This is a genomic window from Paraconexibacter sp. AEG42_29, from assembly GCF_040581415.1.
In the GTDB taxonomy this organism is placed as follows: domain Bacteria; phylum Actinomycetota; class Thermoleophilia; order Solirubrobacterales; family Solirubrobacteraceae; genus Paraconexibacter.
In genome coordinates this window covers 4,969,877-4,988,791 of record NZ_CP114014.1, presented here as the reverse complement: position 1 = coordinate 4,988,791, position 18,915 = coordinate 4,969,877, and the positions used below count along the sequence as shown (strand labels likewise).

Here is an 18,915-nt window from a genome sequence, read left to right as displayed (position 1 = left end):
GCGAGGGCCGGCCGACCGGACGACACGGGCTCGAGGGATCTTGATCGGCCTGGAGGGGGATCGCCTGCAGACACACCGGCTGCAGTTCGAGAAGAGCCTGATCCCCGACAGGGAGGCGGTGCAGCTGCTCATGACGCCCGAGCGGCAGCGCACCTTCGCGGCATGGCTTGGCCGACGCAGCACCCGGGCGCCGTGGCCCAACGACTTCGAGGCGACCATCGGCGCCGCGCTCAGGGCGACCCTCGCCAGGAAGCGCTTCGCCGGCGACCCCGCCTATCCACACATCCATCCGTTGCGCGGCATCCTCGCGGGCGTCGATCAGACTGACGTTCACCTGCTGCTGCCCTACGACGAGACGGCGGTCGCAAGCGAGGCAGCGCGGGTCTTCGCCGACGACCTGCTCAAGTTCACCCGCGCACGGCTTGCGAAAGAGACCGAGAAGGCGCGCGCCAGAGCCGAGTCCGGGCAGGAGGTGCGCGCCTTCCGGCTCGTCGCGCTCCGTCCGGTGCGCCTAGATCAGCTGACCCTCCGCGCGATGCTGGCGGCACCACCGCTGAACCTCGAGCACTTCACCTACACGGCGACGGGCATCGTCGGCGTCGAACCGCACGCCGAGCTGGAGCAGTAGCGACTCGCGGCGAGCGGTCGGGGCTGACGAGCGGCCAAGGCCGACGGTCCGGCCCGGTGGCGACAGTGCGCAGGCAATGGCCATGAGTGGGTTGGGTGCGGCTCGTCTGCATGAGCTGTCGAGTAGCTCCCGCGAAGGAGGTTGTCATCGCCGCCGCGCTCGCCGTGGCATCCGGGAGTCGAGTGCCCCCGATTCCACGATCGCTCGGAGTCGCGCCTCCAGCTGCCGCCAGACGGCGTCGGTCGGCTCGGTGTCACCGTCCTTCTCCACCTTGTCGAGTGCCACGAGCCAGCCGTCAGCAGCGGTGGTGAAGGTGGGACCGAGCCGTGGCGCGGACTCGTCGTGCTTAGGGATCCGCACCCCCGGCACGCGGGTCCGAGGTGGTGCGACCGACGTCGTGAGCTTGAGCGGCGCGCGGGTTCCTGCCAGCTTGATCTCGACGCCGGCGGCGCCGTTCTTGGCTGGGATGAAGAGGGTCATCGTGGCGACGTCTCGGGACGAGGTGACGCTGCGCAGGCCCTTCCCTTCCTTGGCGGTGACCAGTCCGTCTGAGGTCCCGAGGAGTTCGTGTCGCGCGGCCAGCCCGGTGGCGAGCGTCGAGACGACGCGGTCCTTGACGCCTTCCAGGATGTGCGCGTTCCGGCGACCTGCCGTCCGGCCCGCGAGCTGCCAGCTGACCGGGGGATCGGCGAGGTCGCCCGGCGCACGCACGACGTCGATGAGGCGCCGCCATTCCTCCGCCACGTCGGGCCGCGTGGGTTCGATGGCTCGAAGGTGGGGGAGCAGCTGGTCCCAGCGGATCTGTCCCAGCCAGCGTGGATTCGAGGTCACGGATCCAGGGAGCTCCGCGGTTCGCCGGGACAGGAGCAGTAGCCCACCGTGGGACTTGTCCCAGCTCGTCGTCGCCAGGTAACGCTCGAGTTGGTCCCGCTCGGAACGCGCCTCGACCTTGACCTCGACGACGAGCCGAAACGACTCGCCGTCCTCGAAGTACCAGTCGAGCCGACCGCCCTTGCGGATCCAGCGTCCCCGTACCTGGCCGAGGCTGCCCTCCGACACCAGGGTCACCGATGACGGCGCGTGCTGGAGAGCCGTGCGGGCACGCTGGCCCCCGCCGTCGGCAGCGGTCTCCAGGAGCGACCGGACGAGCGCCGGCCCGACCGACTCGTCGAGCCCGGTGAGCGCGGCAATCGTTCGGGTGAGCTGCGTCTCGTCCCGAGGGCGGCGCATCGCCCCGAGCACAGCTGTACGCACATCAGTCATCGTCGGACCTCGCTCCTCGGATTCGGCGCCGCGGGCTGCAGGCGCCGGGCTGTGAACGATCGTTGCGGAGTTCGACTGCGCCCTGCAACTCGATGGCCCTGTGCGCTGACGGGTCAGGCGCGGTCGTGCGCCGGGAACCGCGACGGGTGGTAGGTCGGCGCGGGCGGGACCGCGACAGAAGACGGCACACGCGTCCACTGCGGGACGTCGGAACCGCAGACGCAGCACACCGACGGAAAGCACCCGCGGCGACGGACCATCGACCAGAACTCGGGATGCCCGTCGGACTGCCGGCTCCGGCAGCCGGTGCACACCGTGGTCACCTGCCCGCCGGACGTCGCCGCGAGGTCGCGGACCGATCCGGGGAGCCACACGCGGCTGTAGCCGATCAGCGCCGCCCACTCGCACAGCGCCGCATCGGCCGCATCAGGCCACGCCGTCACCGGGTCGACGATCAGCTCGGTGACCGGGGTGAGCCAGTCCTCCTCGAACAGGTCGTCGCGCTCGACGGTCAGGTCCGCGATGGCGACGCCGGCACGCGAGCGCTCGCCGAGGCGGTTGGCCTGCGGACCCCACACGACCAGGCCGTCGTGCCAGGTCACGAGACGGACGATGCCGTCGCGGCGGATGGTGACGCGGAACTCAGGCTGCATGTCGTTCGAGTCGAGGGGACGGCCGGGGACCTGACAAAGCGTGCGGGCGCCTCTCGCGGCCCCCGCAGTAGACGCGAACGGCCTACCGAGTCGCGCTCACAGCTGTCGCGAACGCGTGCAGCTGACGCGCGTGGTCGACGTGCAAGCCGGTGGACGGATCGATGTCCAGCAGGAGGGTAGGGGCGGCGCGCGCCGCCGCCCAGGCGTGCGCATCCGGACCAAGGCTGTCGTCCACCCAGGCCAGCGGACGGTCACCGACCTGCCGCTGCACGGCCGGCAGCTTGAGCGTGCGGCCGGCGGTGACGCGGTCGTCGAAGCTGATGACCGGGAGCGCGGGCAGTCCCAGGAGCGGGGCGACGACGGCGTTCGCACGGTGCTCCCACATCGTCGCCCACACGAGGTCGAAGTCGCTGGCGAGTTCGCGCAGCAGCTGGGGGACGTCTGGACGGAAGCGGACCGAGAGCTCACCGCGCAGGCGGTGCTCGACATCTTCAGCGCGCGCGGCGAACGGCAGCACCACTCCGTCGAGGTCGAGCAGCAGCAGCGGTCGGTCACCAGCGGGGAGTGGGGTCGTCACCGATGTGGCGCCGGCGATGAGCGGGCGGACGGTGCCGTCGGGGAAGTGGACCAGTGGGGGTGTGGGGCTCATGAGGACGCGGGTCGGCGTTACCGATCGGAGTCTGACGCCCGCGGAGCGCGGTCAACCCGTGACAGCTCGCCGGTGCGGTTCCGACTTCCCACCCCTGCGCGCTGCGAAGCTCTGCCCGTGAGGCGCTACTGGCTGGGTTCCGAAAGCGACGAACACCCCGCCGGTTGGGAGGTGTTCGACAGCGTTGACGCCGTGCTCGCAGCGATGCGTCACCGCGTGCCGCACCTGCTCTCGGTCCCCGACGACCTGAGCCGGGAAGTGCGCAGCGGGTGCGAAGTGGCGCGGTGCTGGCCGATCGAGTCGATCCAGACGCGTCCCGGTCGTCCAACAATAGGACGCGGGTCATCGACTGCCCCTTCGAATCCCAAGGCCGTTCCACCCGACCGCCCGGGAGGTGGTCCGATCTGGCGGCGGGCGGCCCCGCCGCCGGCGCGGCTCGCATACCAGCGGACGACCATCGACATCGACGGGATTCCGGCGCTCACGCCGGGCGCCCCGGTCCCCGCGGCGGCGCTGCAGGGTGGTTCCCTTCACGTCATCACGGCGCATAACCCAGCCGGGGTGGAGTGGTCTGCCGAGCAGAATGCCGCGGCGGACGCCGAGCTGCGAGCCGCCGTCGAACGGCGCGGGTGGTCGTTCACCCCCGCTGTCGGGCGGCCCACCGAGGGTGACCACACGCCCGAGGTCGGCGTGGCGATCCGTGCGCTCGACGACGTCGACGCGCTCGGCCTGGCCCGGGATTTTGGCCAGGTCGCGGTGTTCCGCATCGACGAGTGCGGCTGCGAGATCCTCGACGCTGAGGTGGTCGCCTTCCAGGGTGATGACGTGGTCGTCGACCTCGCGTTCCTCGCGCCGACGAGGGAGCGGTACGCGGCCGCGACGAGCGCCTGGAACTGCCTCCGCGCCGACCCCATGTTGAAGGGACCCGAGGCCGAGGCCGCGCACGCATCGCTGGTAGCGGCGCTTGGTGGCGGGGACGTGCCACCGTGGCTGTTGGCGCTCGCGGCCGACGCCCGGGAGGTGCGCCTGCTCCCGCCCTCGCTGTGGGGGCTCCCGCGCGATCCGGACCGAATCCCGCGAGTCATCGCGCTGCTTCAACAGGTGTGGCAGCGCGACCCCGATCAACGTCTGGGTCAGGTGATCTCCAACGCGCTCGCGACGCGCGACGGGATCTTCGCCGTCGAGGACGAGCGGCTCGAGACGGCGCTCCTCGAAAAGCTCAAGCGCGGCTGACGTCACGGGGCTCTGCTGAGAGAACCGGCTTCGGTCACTGCGGACGCGGTTCGAAGCGGAACACGGGCTTACCGCCTGGGGTGCACGACTCGCGCACACGCAGCCGACGCCCGGCCTCGTGTCGGATTCCGGCTGCCATGCGCGCGCGCCCGGAGGCGTTTGCCGTGTGCAGCGTGATGCCGTCCCGCGGCCAGGGGACGCGGTCGTAAACGCCCTGTTGTTCCGCGAGCCAGTTGACGACAGTGTTGCCGGTGCCGCAGCGGTCGTCGTCACCGAGGTCGTGGTCCAGCGAGAGCTCGACGACCGTCCCGGTGTCGAGCAGCTCGATCGCCTCCCACGCGGTGACGGCGTGGGTCCAGCCGGCCGGCGCGGGACGGTCGACGAGGTCGTCGTCGAGCCAGACGCGGATCTCGCTGGTCATCCCGTCACCTTGGCGGCGAAGGCCATCAGCTCGTCGACGTCCCGCACGCCAAGGCCGCAGTTGCCCTTGATCGGAAGCAGCAGAGTCGGCATAAGCGGTCCCACCACCTACTTAATTAGCGGTGGGTCGACTCGTGTTCCGCTGAGGCCGCGTCTTCTTGGTGCTCTTGCGGGTCGCGTTGCGCCGGGGGTGACGGGCCGTCGCGTTGGCCAGCCGTTGGCCAGACTCGCCCAGGAACATCGCTCTCACAGTGAACTCACCACCTGGAGGAGGCGGGAACCGAACGTGTCGCTCGTCAATAGCCCGCTCGAACTCGTGCAATCGAGCCCCGTCGCGGTCGCATATGACTAGGTGCACAGAACGTGCGTGGCGGATGAAGTTCCAGGCAACGACCGCCCCGTACGTCCCGATGCCTGCGTGAATGCGGACTTTGACGCGTGCGCCGGCGGGCCGTGCCGGTGACGATTCAGTGCCCTTGTTGGTCGTGCCCCGGACAGTGCCGGCGCTGCCGGCGACGATGCGGGCCATCTCATCGCCCGAAAGCGATGTTGGGCGGGGAGCCGATTGGGGCGCCTTCGGCTGCGCTCTGGAGGCTCCCTTCCGCCGTTTCGGTTGCGCCGGAGGGTGAAGCAGCAGCTTGACGTGCTCGGCGGTTACGCGCGGGCTGACGCTCCTAGCCTTCGCAGGCTTCTTGCGCTTGGTCCCAGTGCCGCGCGCGTGGCTCAGCTGCTCGCGGTCCCGCAGCCAGTCGTTTGCGATGCTGGAAAGCGCTCCGTCAGAGATCTTGGGCTTCTGACGACGCTGGGATATCAGCTCGCGCCGGAGGCCGGCGATAGTCGCCGGCGACCAGTTGTCGACCAAGGTGCCGGTCCAGCGATCGGGTGGACGCTGCAGCTCGACCCTGGCGGAGGGGTCCCCTCGCCAGAACCCGACGGACCCTCTGGGCTTCGGCATTACGCGGGACGGGTCGACGACTTCAGCATGGTCCAAATCTCATCGGCATGAAGGTCGTCGAAGCCGACCCCAACCTGACAAGCAGATCTCATCATGGCGCGCGCAACGACGCAGCCGAGGTCCGCCGTCGCTCGGCCCATCGTGGAGTTGACACGGTCGATTTACTGATCGCGCGTCGGTTGCAGAGAGCGGAAAGGCGCACCAATGCGGGGTGACCCGGCGGGTCCTGACGTCGTTGGCAGTCGCGGTCGGCCCGCCGGTAAGTTGTTGGCGTGCGGAGTGGTCGCTCGTCCAAGTTCCCCGAAAGGATCGCAATGTCACCCACGAAAGAAGACCTCCTAGACCGGATGGCAGGCATGCTGGCCCGCGAGGGAATTGATTTCTCCGAGGGCTCTTCGGGTGACGTTCTGTTCGTTCCGCTTGAGGAGGTGACCATTTCGGTCGCGGTCCTGGTTTTCAGCGAGGGTTCGAGCAGCATGGTGATCATGCGAGCGCGGCTCGTGCTCGAGGCCCAAATAACCACTGACATGCAACGGCTGCGCGTTCTGGCCGAGGTAAACCGCCTCAACTACTCGAGTCCCTTCGTGACGTATTACGTCGACGACGACGACGAGCTGATGGCACAAGTCAATCTGCTCGGCGACGATCTTCAGAGAACGGAGTTCATGAATGCCCTGACGTCGCTGCGCTTCTCGACGCCGGACGATGTGAATATGGCGCAGCTGATGGCAGGTACGACTTACGCTGAGTGGGACCCTGAGTGACCTGCACGCAGCTCACGGCGAGTGCGGTCTTGCTGCCTCAAGCTCGAGCCGTGATGCCGTAGCGGCTTCGCTCGTTCACGCGTTATACCTCGATTCTCGGCCATGTAAGGACGAGCTCTTCGATGATCAGATCGTTGGAAGGCCTACAGTGCCGTCGCTTGCGCGAACCAGTCGGTCTTCGCGAATCAACGCATCGATCGCACGCTCAAGCGCGTTCTGGATCGCCGGCCCGCGACGCGCCCAGCCGTAGATGCGGGCGGCCTTCGCCTGGAGGTCATCGAGGTCGACCGCTCCCGCCTCGGTCGCCAACAGCACGAGTGCTTCAGCCAACTCCACGATCGGGACGTGCTTCACGTCACGCCGCGTCCTGTCGTCCATCGGGCTCGGCACGCGGACCGGCACGCTCGTCTGCTCGGGCAGCCGCAAGTAGCCGGGCTCGCGAACGAGGGCCTTTGCCCCCACAAGGGTGTTGACGATCGAATCGACCGTGCGACGTCGGCGCTCAGTGACCGAGACGTCCCACGCGCCGACGGTGCGCCGGATCAGGAGGTCGTCCGTGATCGGACCCTCGTCCTCGACGATGAGCATCACGAACCGGCGAATGTCGGAGGCAGCGCTCGGAGTGACATCGACCGACTGGGGGAACGGGAGCGCGGCGACCCGGTAGGGCGTGGACCAGACAGGCGGAGCGTCGAGGTCGAGCTCGTCGTAAACGAGGTCCGGTCGGCGGCGCTCGAGGTCGACCTCCACCGCGGACGGCGCGAAGGATCCCCGTTGGGCCCGCTCGATCGCTCGCTTGAGCCGCGCCTCCTCGCCTGGACGATCCCGATACCAGCTTGGTCCCCAGATGCGATGCAGCGACCAACCGAGGCCTTCGAGGATCTCCTGTCGCAGCCGGTCGCGATCGCGAGCGGTGCGCGACGAGTGGTACATCGCGCCGTCGCACTCGATGCCGAGACTGAAAGCTCGGGCATTCGTCTGGGACCGGACACCGAGGTCGACACGGAAACCTGCCGTACCAACCTGCGGTACCACGTCGTAGCCCCAACCGCGCACGACGCGGAGCACGGCGTCCTCGAACGGACTCTCCACCTCGGCTGCCTCGCCTTCGGGCACGTCGATTGCTAGGGCAACCGGCCCCCGCGCCGCGTAGTCGAGGTACCGCGCGAGCTCGGTGACGCCGCGATTGGTCGACGGGGGCATGAGCTCAGGGCTGAACGAGCACACGATCTCGACGCGGCGCCGCGCACGGGTCACGGCGACGTTGAGCCGGCGCCAGCCGCCGTCGCGGTTGAGCGGGCCGAAGGTGTTTGTGAGCTTGCCGTTCTCGTCCGGGCCGTAGCCGACGGAGAAGAGGATGACGTCACGTTCATCGCCCTGGACGTTCTCGAGGTTCTTGACGAACAGGCCGCCGAGGCGATCCTCCGCAAACATCCAGGCGTAGCCTTCATCCTCGCGTCGAGCGTCCCGCCGGAGGAGCTCCTCGATGTACGACGCCTGCGCCTCAGAGAAGGCCACGACGCCGATCGACCGCGAGCCAGCATCGGCGTGGAAGAAGATCCGGTCGACAATCGCCGCCGCCTCGACAGGATTGTCCCGCGAGGTGCCGCGTCGATACACGCCCTCGACTGGTACGAGAGCGACGCCGAGGGCGTCGCTCTCCTCGACGGGGCCAGGGAAGGTCACGAGCTCACCGCCGTAGAAGCGGTGGTTCGAGAACGCGATGAGATGCTCGTGCCGGGAGCGGTAGTGCCAGCGCAATGAGAGGGACCGATACGCGCCCGCGCCCTTCGCAAGGTCGAGCACGCTGTCGAAGTCCTTCAGGCTCTCGTCGGTCCATTCGTCGGACTCGTCGGTGGTCTGCTGGAAGAAGTTCGTCGGCGGCAGCTGCTTCTGGTCCCCGGCGACGATCATCGCGCGGCCCCGGTAGAGCGCGTTGACCGCGTCGGACGGCGTCACCTGGGAAGCCTCGTCAAAGATGACGACGTCGAACCGCATCTCCGGAGACAGGAACTGGCTCACCGACAGCGGGCTCATCATGAAGCAGGGCTTGAGGGCCTGGGCGACCAGGGCCGTTCGCTTCAGGAGTTCCGCGACGGGCATGTGCCGGCGCTTCTTCGCCGCTTCACTCTGGATGACCGCGGCGACCCCGAGGATCGTGTTCGGCCGCCGGGCGTTGGCGGCGGCCATCACGCGATGGTTGGCATCGGCGATCACGCGCCGGTCGTCCTCGGCGAACTCACGGACGAGCCGGTCGCGCTCGGAGGAGGTCAGCACATACTGCGTCCGCCCGAGCACGTCGTCGGCGACGCTCTCCAGCGCCGCTCGCAGCAACACGTCGACGAGGTCGGAAGCGCTCACGGGGCGCCGCTCGCAGAACGCGACGGCCTCAGCCAAACCTCGCGCGTCGATGGCAGCCTTGGCCCGGGCGAAGCCGATCCAGACCTCGATGTCGCCCCGCTCGTCGCGCAAGCGCCTCATCAAGGCGAGGGCGTCGTCGTGGTCGCCGCGCAGGTCATCGCGAAGGTCGGCGCGGCGGCCATCCTCGAACTCCGTCAGCAGCGACTGCTCCGCTGCGAGGTAGCGACGCCACGCCGTTTCGAGTGCGTCGACGCCGACGGTCGCGGTGGCAAGGAGTTCAGCGGTACGCGGACGCGCCGGGCCGTCAAGCGCGCTGCGGACGGACCGCGCCCACTCGACCGCGGTGAGCAACTCCGGCACGTCGGGCTCGATAGTGCTCCAGCGTTCGCCAAGAACGTCGATCACCGTGTCGTGTCGTTCCGCGTGCTCATGCTCGACGGCGTCGAGCGCGCCGCGGGCGGCGACCGCCTCGACGGCCGACGCGAGCGTGCCCGCAGAACCGCGCACGATATCGGCGTGCTCGACTAGCGCCTGGAGCGGGACCAGCCGCACAGCTGTCTCCGTCAGCCCAGCCCGGAGCTCGCGCAGCTCCGTTGCTTGTAACTCCGGCGCTGCACCGGCCGTTTCCGCGAGGGCTGGAGCGAGCGCGTCATCAAGACTGCGCCGCCGGGCCTGGAGATCGTGAATGCCGGCGCCGCCACCGACGACGCTCGCGAATCGCCGTGGATCGGCGATGTCACTACCCGCGAGTTCCAGCGCTCGTGCAGCGTTCGACGTGCTCAGCTCGAGTCGGTCGAGGTCGGTCTCGATGCCCGACCACGCGTCCACGAGCGCGTCGATCGCCGCGGTGCTCGCGGCCAGCTCGCGATGGGCGGCCCGCCAGGCAAGCGCATGGTCGAGGCGGGCGATCGCCTCCTTGGGCTTGAGGCCAGGTGCGGTTGCCGCCAGGAGGTCACGGTCGGTGCGGTATGCCGCGCCGAGCTTGCTGAAGCCCGTGTGCTCTTCGGTGAAGCGGCGCTTGAGCTCGACTAGATCGAGCTCGAGCACGGACTCTTCAAAGTCCTGCGCGCCGGCGCGGACCTCACGGAGCAGCTCGAGCTTCGGGCGGAGCTCCCGGACAGCCTCGCGAGCGCGCTCCTGAGACGTGGCATCGGCGAGCCACGCAGCATTCGGGCGGGCAGCTGAGGCCGCGATCGCGTGAAGCTCGACGAGGCGAGCCGCCATATTCAGGTCGACGGCGCTGGTCTGCAGGCCGAACTGGGCGGCGGCATCCCGGGCGAGTGGAATAAGGATGTCAAGCGCCGCGCCAGCGTCCTGCGCCTGCTGCGCCAGACGGCGTAGCCCAGCCGCGTTGAGCTCCACGTGAATGAGCGGCAGCCCGTCGATCGACGGCGCCTCCGTCGGCGGCGAGAACCGCGGCCACGCCGCACCCACCTGGGCGTGCAGTCGGGCGACCGTCTCCATGCGCCGCCCCGCCCGATCGGCGACCTCGTTGCTCACCATCGCCAGCTGCGCCAGCGACTCCCGCCCGAGCCAGCGCGGTTCGATATGCCCCGGACGTGCTCCCACGGTGACGAGCAGCCTGATGAGGCCCTCGATACCGCCTGCACGCTCCACCGGGTCGAGGGCCAGGTCCGAGGTCGCGTCTGCGCTGGCCTCGGCGAGCCCGGCAAGCGCGGCCTCCAACTCTTCGAGGCTGGCCAGAACGCGCTGCTCGACTCCGGCGCCCCACGCCGCAATCGTGGTCTCGCGCCACTCAAAGTTCGCGCCGCGCTCGACGACGGACCAATTGGCCCGGAGCTGCTTGGCCGCCTCACGGACCGTCGCGACCTCGTCGGCCGACGACAGGCGCTCGCGCGCGATCGGGGCCTGCGGAAGGTGCTGCAGCTCTGCGATCTGGCCGAGCAGGCTGTGCAGACTCTGTCCGTCGAACTCAGGCAGAGGGGTGTTGAGCCAGCGGGTATACGCGGTGAGCCCCTCGCGCCGTTCGCCGGCCCGCCGCAGATCGCCGTCACTGAGCTTTGGCATCGGGCGCGGTTTGCGCATCAGCGACGCGCCGAGCGCCTTCGCAACGACCGGCCGCGTCGTCTTGTGGCTGTGCAGCTCCAGGACGTACTCGTCCAAGCCGACCAGCGAGAGGCGGTTGTGGACGACGTCCAGCGCTGCCGCCTTCTCGCTGACGAAAAGGACGGTCTTCCCGTCCGCGATGAGCTCGGCGATCATGTTTGCGATCGTCTGGCTCTTCCCGGTGCCCGGAGGGCCGTCCATCACGAACGAGTGACCGGCGCGGGCCGCCAGGATGCACTGCCGCTGACTCGCGTCGGCATCGAGGATGGTCGTGACGCGCTCGGGCGGCGCGTCGGTGTCGACGGCGTCCTCCGCGACCGGCTCGAAGTCGAAGCTCACCGGTCCGGGGCCGGTCGCCGGGTCACGGGCGAGCGACGCGACGACCGGGTGCTCAACGATGGTCTCCAGGTTGTCGCGGAGGTCGCGATACATGACCTCCTTGTGAAAGGAGAACGTCGAGAGGACGACGCGTTCCTCAACGGTCCACTCGGGGTGACCGCCGGTTGCTTCACGCACGTGGCCGAGCAGCTCGGCGACGTCGATCGGCTCCCCTTCGTCGATGGGCGGCAGCTCGATCTCGAGCTCGTTCTCGAGCTTCAGCCAGAGGGCGGGGTTGACGAGCGGCTCGTCCTCAGTCGCCTCGAGCTTCCAGCCGGCGCCGCGGTTGAGCGAACTGAGGCGCACCGGGACGAGGAGCAGCGGGCTGTCTTGGAACTCCGCGCGGCCGTCGGCCGGATCGGACCAGTGCAGCATGCCGACGCCGAGGTAGAGGACCCAAAGGCCCTTGTCCATGAACTCCTGCGTGGCGCGACGGTCGAGCGCGGCGGCGGCTGCGCGCACGTCCTTCGCGAGGCGCTTCGTGGTTTCGAGCTCGTTCTCGTTCGGCGTCCGTGGCGGAGGGCCGCTGGCCTGCAGCACCCGGTTAGTTGCGATCAACGGAAGGCCACCTTCCCCGGCCGCCACGAGCCCGCCCAGAATGCCGTCGCGAGGCCCGGTGGTAATGAGCACCCGTGGCGTGAGGTCGAGCTCGCCGGCGAGCAGCCAGTCGTGCTCGGCCTGATCGATGAGGCCGACACGGTCGTCGACCCGGGCGTGGACAGCGGCGAGCCCGGTGCGAAGGCTCTGCAAGAAGTCCGCGATCCCCGCGCTCTCCAGTCGCCCGCGCTCAGACCCCAACGTCACGCCGTACTCGCGCTCGAAGTGTGCGAGCAGGGCGACGTTCATGCGCAGCTCGCGGTCCTCGAGGATCAACCGCCAGCCCGATCCCTGGCGGCGGATCCGCGCACCGACGTGCAGGACCGTCGCCGCGCGCGTGACGTCGTAGTCGCGCCATTGAATCGCACCGAGCGTGAGGTGGACGGGGAGGCTTGCGTTATGCGCACCAGCGTCGGCATCACCGGCAAGGGAGCGGACCGTCGCGCCGATCGCGGACGGTTCGCCCGGCCGCGAGCGCGGCCCGCCGACGCCAATCACCGCCACCGTCGGGTCGACGTCGGGCGTCTCGACGTGATCGTCTGGGATGAAGATGCGCCAGCCGCCAGCGCGTCCTGTGATGAGGCGGTCCAGGACTGACTGCGCGCTGGGGGTGCGGACCTCCAGCGACGAGACCTTGTTGTGCCGGAAACGGAGGAGTCGATTGCGTCCGGAGAGGTCAAGGAGGTCATCGCGCCACTGCTCGACCTGGGCTCTCGTCTTCGCGTTGGACAGGTCGGGCGGCTCGGTCATCGGCTGGGAGGTGGTGAAGTCGGTGTCATGGCGGGCTTGGCTCCGACGCTATCGGCAGGTCCCGGCCGCGGCGACAGCGGCGTGCCCGCACCGACCGTCTCGTCACTCGAACGCCGCCGTGCTGCGACCCGGCTCGAGGAGTCGGACCACGAGCTGGTGATCGCAAAGGTCTGCGACTTCTGGGACGTGTGTGATCACGAGGAGCTGGTGGAAGCGCCGTTCGAAGGATCGCAGCGCCTCCAGGAGCCGCTGCCGGCGATCTTCGTCCTGGCTGCCGAAGACCTCGTCGAGCACGACGAACCCAAGCTCGGTGTCGCGTTCACGCGCGACCCAGTCCGCGATCGATAGGCGCAGGCAGAGGTTCGCAAGATCCTGCTCGCCGCCTGAGTAGCGGTCGAGGCCGAAGCGCTCACCGCGGTCGATGATCTCCAGGCGGAAGTCCTCGCTCATCCGAACGTCGGCGTAGCGCCCATCGGTGGTGTCCGACAGCAGCCGGGAAGCGCCCTGCTCGAGGTTCGGCCACGCGCGCGCGGACTGCGCGGAGCGGAAGTCTGCGAGCAGCCCGGCAGCCGTGTCGTACTCGCGATGTTCCAACGCGCGCGCGTTGATCTTCGCGTGAGCGTCCTCGGCTTCCGCAACACGCGTCTGAAGCTCACGGACGTCGTAGTCGGACGTCTGCGCCTTGAGCTTCGCCTCGTGCAGCGTGTGCGACGTCGTCTCGACGTGTTGCTCGGCTTCCCTGCATGCGGCGCGCAGCGCGGCCAGCTGGCCTGAGTCCAGAGCGATGGTGGCGAGTGCAGCAGCCACGTTGGTGAGCGACCGCGCGCGCGTCCCCCGCCGTTGCTCGAACGTTGAGATCTGAACTGCGATGCCCGATGTCGCGGCGAGCTCGACGTCGAGTTCACGGAGCTCGGATTCAACCTTGAGCTGCGCGGCCAGATGAGCTGAGGCCTGCGCCAGCTCGTCAGGGTCGAAGGTCGGAACACCCGCTGCGGCGGCATCGTGGTCTCGCCTGGCCTGCGCCGCGTCACGGACCGCACGTGCTCCGGAGACGCGCCGTTCCAGGGCGCCATCGCCGTCGACCGCACGGCTCAGACTCGTCAGCTCGCCGCGTAGACGGACGATCTCGGTGGCCCGGAGACGCGCGCCCGACTCCGCCAAGGAGTGCGCGGCACGGGCTTCAACGAGGCCTTCGAGCCCCGGCGCAGCTTCCAACCGGGCGCGGGCGTCTCGCGCGCGGTCGAGCACCTCGACCTGCTGACGGCGCTCAGCCTCGAGCGCCGTGCACTCGAGCTCCGCGTTCGCCAACGCGGTACGAGTCGCCTCGAGCTGCTGCTCATGTGTCAGGCGGACCTGCTCGACGTCGGTGGCGCCGAGGGGACGGAGGCATACGGGGCAGGGGGCATCAGAGCCTTGCTCGACGAGCGCTGCGAGGTGCGCCTCGTCGCTCTCCATCCGCGCCCGGAGCGTGGAAGCGCGATCCCGGGCGGCATCGCGGGCAGCCTCCGTAGCCTTGACGGCCGCCGACGCAAACTCGGTCGTCGGGAGGTCAGCGGCGTACTCGAGCGCCGCGACTCGGCGCTGTAGCCCGCCGACGTCCGGCAGGGTCGCGGCGACGAGGTCATCGAGCTCCTGCCGCAGCGCCGGCAGCCGTACGGCGTTCGCGCGCGCGGCGGGTTCGTCGTGCCCGAAGGCGTCCGGGTCAGGAGACGCCTGCAGCGCAGCCTCACTCGCTTCGAGCGCTTGAAGGCACGCAGCGCGGCGTCGCGCGGCGGTCACGTCCAGGTGCACTCCCGCCAGTGCATCCCGACGCTGCTGCTTTCCAGCACGCGCTTCGGCAGCCTCGCGCAGCTGGGCGAGGTCCGTCTCAAGCTCGGCGAGCATCATCGCCTCGTTGGCGCGCAGCCCGACTAGGCGCTCGTGTTCGCTCACCCGTGCGCGCTCGCTTTCGACCGCCGCCTGCGCGGCGGCCTGCGTCGTGCGGGACGACGCGAGCGCCGCCTCAGCGACCGCGACCGCAGGGTCACCGTCGGCGGCGGCCTGTTGCGCGTGCGCGAGGCGCGAGCGCAGCTCCTCCAAATCCGGTGCATCTTCGCGCAGGGCCGCGAGTTGGACGCCGAGCTCCCTGGCCTTCGCCTTCGCGGCGGTCGCCGCGTCGCGATAGCGCTGCAACCCAAGCAAGCGCTCAACGTGCTGCGTTCGAGCCTGTTTCGAGGCTGTCGGGTCCAGGGCAGCGACGTCCTTCTGCCGCGCAAAGACCGTGCGCTGGAACGAGTCGTACCCGATGCCGAGCTCACGGACGATCGCTCGGTTGGTGTGGGTGGACTGCGTGGACTCTGGCTCCGTGCCGTCGCCAATCCAGAAGGTCGCCGCGCCGCCGACGACGCGCTTGACGCGGTACACGGTAGGCCCGACGCGGAACGTGAGCTCCACCGACGACGGACCGTCTGCGCCTTGGCGCTTGAGGTCGGCGACACGCGCCCCCGGCCGCATCTTGCCGAACAACGCCCAGGCGACAGCCTCGGCGATCGTCGTCTTACCGGATCCGTTTGCTCCACGGACGCCGATCAGCCCGTCGGGGAACTCGAGGTCACAGGACTGGAACGAGCGCCATTCCCGTAGCTCGATGGTCTGGAGCTTCATTCGTCCACCTCGGCCTCGGACATGGCGGCGTCCTTCAAGTAGTTCTGCGCGATGGCGATGACCGCCTCCGGGTTGAGCCCAGCGGGCACGCGCTCGCGGGCCCAAGCGTCGAACTTCAGCTCAGCGGCAGCCGCCACCGGATCCGGGCCGGCGTGCAGCCCGCTGCTGCCGACGTGGATCGCATGGTGCAGGCAGGGCGCGAAGAGCTCACCGAAGCGGCCGAAGTCCAGGGCGCCCCAGACGTCGCGCTGGAGCTCCTCGAGCCGCACGCGAACCACCGCGCCCTCCAGCGCCGTGCCGTCGACCGCGGCGACGACACCGGCTGCCACTTCAGCCGGGCCACAGCCGGCGCACGCCACCGCTACGTCGATCACCGCACGCGTCTCGAGGGGGTGGCGGGTGACGAAGCCGGGCGCGCCAGCGCCAGCTCCCAGGTCGACCTCGAGGACCGCCTTCTCGCCCTCGAGGTCGGCGAAGTCCAAGCGGTCCAGCGACCCGGGGTAGATCGCGTTCAGCTGCGGCGCCTGGAAGCGGTGCAGGTGGCCGAGGGCGATGTAGTCGAACGGCGCCCGCGCGATCAGCTCCTGGCTCAGAGCGACGGCGTTCACCTCGCCATACGTTGAAGTCGGAACGGCTTCCAGACCGACGTGCAGCATCAGGACGTTCGCGGCGGCGCCGGAGTCCGGCACAACGCCCGCGATGTCGGCCTTCATCGCGTCCGCGTCCGCGTCGTGGGGGACCGCGTGGAACGCGACATCGCCGACGCGGAAGGTCTGCGGCTCGCGCCAGGCGGCCAGCAGCCCGAAGCGCTCGAGGATCTCGAAGACGCTGCCGCCAGAGCGATAGCGCCGGGTGGAGTGATTGCCGGCGATGGCGACCATCGGGATTCCGGCGTCGCGTAGACGGCTGAGTCCGTCGAGCGCCTCGGACAGCGCACGATGCGTCGGGCGAGGGGAGTCGAAGAGGTCACCCGCGTGAATGACGGCATCGACGTCGCGTTCGATTGCGACGTCGATCGCACGGTGCCACGCGTCGTAGACGTCGCACTCGCGCTGGTTGAGCTGGCGCTCAGGGTCGAGCTTGCCAGCGAACTGGCGGAAGCCAAGGTGGGTGTCAGCGAGGTGGATGATCTTCATCAGCGCATGTAGTCCGGGAGGAGCTGCAGCGTGCTGAGTCGCACCTGCATCGCCGGAGCTGACACGCCAAACCGCTGCGCGAGGAGGCGGACGTTGAGCTGCAGCTCCGCGGCTTCCCGACGGAGCAACGCCTCGGGCATGAGCAGCGCCGCGGCGAAGCGGTTGGCCTCCCATTCGATCTGGCGGGACGATGGGCTCCGGGCCTCCCCGCTGACGTCCTCCTTGGCACAGAAGCGTGTGTGCACCGCCTCGCCGTCCGAGCGATGCATCTGCCAATGGCCGAGCTCGTGAGCGATCGTGAACATCCGTCGGCCAGGGCTGCGTTGCGCCTCGACCGCGTTCACGTAGATGCGCTGCTGACTAGGAAAGAGCAGCCCCGACAACGAGGCGTCGCCTACCTTCTCCGGTGCGCCGGGCAGCGCAAAGAGGTCCGCGTGGTCCTGGACGTCGAGCCCGAGGTGCTCCTCAGCGATGTCGAGCACATCCACCGGCGGGGCAGCGAGGTCGCTCAGACCGAGGGTCTCCAGCAGCTCCGCGGCTGCGTCTTCGGGTGACATCCTCAGATTCTTGCCGTTCACTGCGACGCGATGGGCATGACCGTCATTGATCGACCTCGCGGCGCCGTTGCCACGTCGCCGGCTGCGCGGGTAGCGTGGGGTCCAGCCCCGCCTGCCATGTCCGCTCTGCGCCCGCCATCGCCGCCTCGCCCGTTCTTCGCTCGCTCTGAAGCCGCGCTCGTGGCGATGGATGACGAGGACCTCGTTGCCTACATGGCGTCGGCGAAGCGCGCTGGCGCAACGGACCACGGGACGCTTGCCGCACACATGCTGCTGTGGCGACACGAGCCGCGGATGCGGGGCTGGGTCCGCGCCGGGCTGCCCGAGCACCTGCAGCACCTCAGCCCGGCGGTCGAGGACTGGGTCCTGAAGCAGGTGCTTCACTCGGCACTGAAGCTCCCGCTCAAGGGCGAGCACGCCGGCGAGTGGGTCAACTGGTGCAAGACCGTCGTCAAGCGGCAGACGATCTCGTTCTTCCGCTCGGCCCAGGGCAAAGCGCTTGAGCTCGAGCGCCAGCTTCCAGGCGAGCACGTCGACGCGGACGGCCGGACTACAGGCAAACCGCTCAGCGTCGACTTCAACATCGACGACCTCGCCGCGGGCATGGACTACGGGGCGGCAACCGACGCCGCGTTGGCCGGACTCAGCGAGCAACACCGACGGGTCGTGCACGCCGCGTACATCGAAGATCGCGCAAGCAAGGACGTGGCGGCCGAGTTCGGTGAGACGGTGGCCAACGTCGACCAGATCAAGAAGCGGTTCAAGGAAGCGCTACGAGCAGAGCTCGTCGCGCGAGGGGTGTGGCAAGCATGAGCGTCGACGAGCAGTACAGCGCCTTCGTGGCGACCCATCGCGCCGAGGGTGACGCCGACCCGCGTCCGTTCCTCGCGAAGGTCGGCGGCCTCGATCGCGCCGAACTGGCCGCACGCATCGACCGCTTTCTCGAGACGGTCCCCGTTCGTACGTTCGACAGCGAGGCTTTCGCTCGCTTCCGGGCCGACCCCGCGCGCCAGCAGCTCGTGGACGACGCGCTGTCGACCGTGACCCTGAAGGAGCTGCGAGCAGGGACGTCCAAGCGCACGGTTGCGAACGCGCTGGCGGCCCGCTTGGGACTCGGTGATCACCAGGACGCGGTGCGCGCGCGGTACCACGACATCGAGACTGGGACTGTCGATCCGGCGCGCGTGAAGCAGTCGGTGTGGGAGGCGCTGTCCGAGTCGCTCGGGGCCACCGTCGATCGGGTGCGGAGCGCGGCCGACGCGGCGTTCGCTGGCTCGGCCGGCGGACGGGGCGGCGTCGCGGCATTCGCGCGTATGGAGCCGGGGACCGGGTTCGGAAGTCAGGCGGTGCCGGTGGTGGGAGGCGCGCTAGCTGGCGCTTCCGATGGCGGGCGCGACGCCGTCGTGGATGCGGCGTTCTTCGAGTGATGTCAGATCGGTGAGACGGGATGCGTCCCTCTCGCCATGCCGACCTACACGATCCACATCACCAATCACGCCGTCGAACGCTTCAACGAGCGGGTCCGGCCTGCGCTGAGCCCCGAGGCTGCTGGCGAGGAGCTCGGGCGCGTTGCTCTTGCGGGCAAGGTCACCAAGGTGCCGCCCCCGTGGCACGTCAACAACTGCATGGAGCTCGCGCCCTTCTACCTCGAAGTCGCCGACGTCCTGCTCCCGCTCCGTCCGCACTGGACGGAGCCCGACGTCCTCGTGGCGACCACGTGCATCCCGCGGGGCTCGTTCTCACAGGACGCGCGGCGCCACCGTACGGCGCGCAAGCAGGACGCCGCGGCGACCCGTCGGTCGCGCGTTCGCTGACGTCGCTGTTCTCGCTCGGACACCACGCCAGTCAAAAATCCGGCGGG

14 protein-coding genes are annotated in these 18,915 nt (G+C 69.3%); 6 read left to right on the top strand and 8 right to left on the bottom strand.

Annotation, left to right across the window (positions count from 1 at the left end; all coding sequences use genetic code 11):
* Nucleotides 1-40 precede the first annotated feature (40 nt).
* Nucleotides 41-628 (top strand): hypothetical protein, encoded by a 588-nt coding sequence (locus DSM112329_RS23925; RefSeq protein WP_354699075.1) that lies wholly within the window; start codon nucleotides 41-43, stop codon nucleotides 626-628.
* Between the two features lie 144 nt (nucleotides 629-772).
* Here DSM112329_RS23925 and DSM112329_RS23920 read toward each other — a convergent pair whose 3' ends face one another.
* From DSM112329_RS23920 to DSM112329_RS23910, 3 genes are all read right to left on the bottom strand, one after another.
* Nucleotides 773-1,891, bottom strand: a complete 1,119-nt coding sequence (locus DSM112329_RS23920; protein ID WP_354699074.1) for a hypothetical protein — start codon at nucleotides 1,889-1,891, stop codon at nucleotides 773-775.
* 113 nt (nucleotides 1,892-2,004) lie between these two features.
* Nucleotides 2,005-2,544 carry a hypothetical protein gene (locus DSM112329_RS23915; RefSeq protein ID WP_354699073.1) on the bottom strand — a complete coding sequence of 180 codons (540 nt, stop codon included), beginning with the start codon at nucleotides 2,542-2,544 and terminating at the stop codon, nucleotides 2,005-2,007.
* 82 nt (nucleotides 2,545-2,626) lie between these two features.
* Nucleotides 2,627-3,193: an HAD domain-containing protein gene (locus DSM112329_RS23910; RefSeq protein ID WP_354699072.1), complete on the bottom strand. Its 567-nt coding sequence runs from the start codon at nucleotides 3,191-3,193 to the stop codon at nucleotides 2,627-2,629.
* Between the two features lie 117 nt (nucleotides 3,194-3,310).
* Here DSM112329_RS23910 and DSM112329_RS23905 point away from each other — a divergent pair, with 117 nt between their 5' ends.
* The gene (locus DSM112329_RS23905; protein WP_354699071.1) at nucleotides 3,311-4,426 is read left to right on the top strand and encodes a DUF3293 domain-containing protein; all 1,116 of its coding nucleotides are present in this window, start codon (nucleotides 3,311-3,313) and stop codon (nucleotides 4,424-4,426) included.
* A 34-nt stretch (nucleotides 4,427-4,460) separates the two neighbouring features.
* Here the strand turns inward: DSM112329_RS23905 and DSM112329_RS23900 are convergent, their stop codons facing one another.
* The gene (locus DSM112329_RS23900; protein WP_354699070.1) at nucleotides 4,461-4,847 is read right to left on the bottom strand and encodes a cyclic-phosphate processing receiver domain-containing protein; all 387 of its coding nucleotides are present in this window, start codon (nucleotides 4,845-4,847) and stop codon (nucleotides 4,461-4,463) included.
* A gap of 1,301 nt (nucleotides 4,848-6,148) precedes the next feature.
* On the opposite strand from DSM112329_RS23900, the gene DSM112329_RS23895 reads away from it, so the two are divergent.
* Nucleotides 6,149-6,565 carry a YbjN domain-containing protein gene (locus DSM112329_RS23895; RefSeq protein ID WP_354699069.1) on the top strand — a complete coding sequence of 139 codons (417 nt, stop codon included), beginning with the start codon at nucleotides 6,149-6,151 and terminating at the stop codon, nucleotides 6,563-6,565.
* A 126-nt stretch (nucleotides 6,566-6,691) separates the two neighbouring features.
* Here DSM112329_RS23895 and DSM112329_RS23890 read toward each other — a convergent pair whose 3' ends face one another.
* From DSM112329_RS23890 to DSM112329_RS23875, 4 genes are all read right to left on the bottom strand, one after another.
* Entirely contained in the window at nucleotides 6,692-12,718 is a 6,027-nt protein-coding gene (locus DSM112329_RS23890; protein ID WP_354699068.1) for a DUF3320 domain-containing protein, read from the bottom strand.
* Between the two features lie 102 nt (nucleotides 12,719-12,820).
* Nucleotides 12,821-15,361: an SMC family ATPase gene (locus tag DSM112329_RS23885; protein ID WP_354702525.1), complete on the bottom strand. Its 2,541-nt coding sequence runs from the start codon at nucleotides 15,359-15,361 to the stop codon at nucleotides 12,821-12,823.
* Complete coding sequence (locus tag DSM112329_RS23880) at nucleotides 15,358-16,497, bottom strand: exonuclease SbcCD subunit D (RefSeq protein ID WP_354699067.1); 1,140 nt, start codon at nucleotides 16,495-16,497, stop codon at nucleotides 15,358-15,360. Before DSM112329_RS23880 ends, DSM112329_RS23885 begins: the two co-directional genes overlap by 4 nt.
* Nucleotides 16,497-17,075: an ImmA/IrrE family metallo-endopeptidase gene (locus tag DSM112329_RS23875; protein ID WP_354699066.1), complete on the bottom strand. Its 579-nt coding sequence runs from the start codon at nucleotides 17,073-17,075 to the stop codon at nucleotides 16,497-16,499. Before DSM112329_RS23875 ends, DSM112329_RS23880 begins: the two co-directional genes overlap by 1 nt.
* A 165-nt stretch (nucleotides 17,076-17,240) precedes the next feature.
* Between DSM112329_RS23875 and DSM112329_RS23870 the strand changes: the two genes are divergently transcribed.
* From DSM112329_RS23870 to DSM112329_RS23860, 3 genes are read left to right on the top strand one after another with little or no spacing between them, the layout of a single operon-like run.
* Nucleotides 17,241-17,867, top strand: a complete 627-nt coding sequence (locus DSM112329_RS23870) for a sigma factor-like helix-turn-helix DNA-binding protein (protein WP_354699065.1) — start codon at nucleotides 17,241-17,243, stop codon at nucleotides 17,865-17,867.
* Nucleotides 17,864-18,481: a hypothetical protein gene (locus tag DSM112329_RS23865; RefSeq protein ID WP_354699064.1), complete on the top strand. Its 618-nt coding sequence runs from the start codon at nucleotides 17,864-17,866 to the stop codon at nucleotides 18,479-18,481. Before DSM112329_RS23870 ends, DSM112329_RS23865 begins: the two co-directional genes overlap by 4 nt.
* Nucleotides 18,482-18,517: 36 nt before the next feature.
* Nucleotides 18,518-18,868, top strand: a complete 351-nt coding sequence (locus tag DSM112329_RS23860; protein WP_354699063.1) for a hypothetical protein — start codon at nucleotides 18,518-18,520, stop codon at nucleotides 18,866-18,868.
* Nucleotides 18,869-18,915 lie beyond the last annotated feature (47 nt).

What these genes read in the sequence shown, in the direction of transcription:
- DSM112329_RS23920 (WP_354699074.1), bottom strand. Translation starts at nt 1,891, where the DNA reads ATGACTGATGTGCGTACAGCTGTGCTCGGGGCGATGCGCCGCCCTCGG.
- DSM112329_RS23915 (WP_354699073.1), bottom strand. Translation starts at nt 2,544, where the DNA reads ATGCAGCCTGAGTTCCGCGTCACCATCCGCCGCGACGGCATCGTCCGT.
- DSM112329_RS23910 (WP_354699072.1), bottom strand. Translation starts at nt 3,193, where the DNA reads ATGAGCCCCACACCCCCACTGGTCCACTTCCCCGACGGCACCGTCCGC.
- DSM112329_RS23900 (WP_354699070.1), bottom strand. Translation starts at nt 4,847, where the DNA reads ATGACCAGCGAGATCCGCGTCTGGCTCGACGACGACCTCGTCGACCGT.
- DSM112329_RS23895 (WP_354699069.1), top strand. Translation starts at nt 6,149, where the DNA reads ATGGCAGGCATGCTGGCCCGCGAGGGAATTGATTTCTCCGAGGGCTCT.
- DSM112329_RS23890 (WP_354699068.1), bottom strand. Translation starts at nt 12,718, where the DNA reads ATGACCGAGCCGCCCGACCTGTCCAACGCGAAGACGAGAGCCCAGGTC.
- DSM112329_RS23885 (WP_354702525.1), bottom strand. Translation starts at nt 15,361, where the DNA reads ATGAAGCTCCAGACCATCGAGCTACGGGAATGGCGCTCGTTCCAGTCC.
- DSM112329_RS23880 (WP_354699067.1), bottom strand. Translation starts at nt 16,497, where the DNA reads ATGAAGATCATCCACCTCGCTGACACCCACCTTGGCTTCCGCCAGTTC.
- DSM112329_RS23870 (WP_354699065.1), top strand. Translation starts at nt 17,241, where the DNA reads ATGGATGACGAGGACCTCGTTGCCTACATGGCGTCGGCGAAGCGCGCT.
- DSM112329_RS23865 (WP_354699064.1), top strand. Translation starts at nt 17,864, where the DNA reads ATGAGCGTCGACGAGCAGTACAGCGCCTTCGTGGCGACCCATCGCGCC.
- DSM112329_RS23860 (WP_354699063.1), top strand. Translation starts at nt 18,518, where the DNA reads ATGCCGACCTACACGATCCACATCACCAATCACGCCGTCGAACGCTTC.